This window comes from Staphylococcus petrasii (assembly GCF_002902565.1).
Lineage (GTDB): Bacteria > Bacillota > Bacilli > Staphylococcales > Staphylococcaceae > Staphylococcus > Staphylococcus petrasii.
The window spans coordinates 1-225 of record NZ_PPRC01000104.1; the positions used below are offsets into that span (position 1 = coordinate 1).

At 38.7% G+C, this 225-nt stretch carries 1 pseudogene; it reads right to left on the reverse strand.

What is annotated here, in order from left to right:
- A pseudogene (locus tag CD127_RS12720) lies at positions 1–225 on the reverse strand (DUF4887 domain-containing protein); the annotation flags it as partial.

The window sequence follows — 225 nt, forward strand, 5'->3', positions numbered from 1 at the left end:
GGCTCTTGTAATGTTGCTTCTTTACTAGCCTCTTTTGTACTTGGTTCTTGTGTTGTTGCTTCTTTACTAGTTTCTTCTGTGCTTGGCTCTTGTGTTATTGCTTCTTTACTAGTTTTTTCCGTACTTGACTCTTGTGTTGTTGCTTCTTTACTAGTTTCTTCTGTACTTGGCTCTTGTGTTGTTGCTTCTTTACTAGTTTCTTCTGTGCTTGGCTCTTGCGTTGTT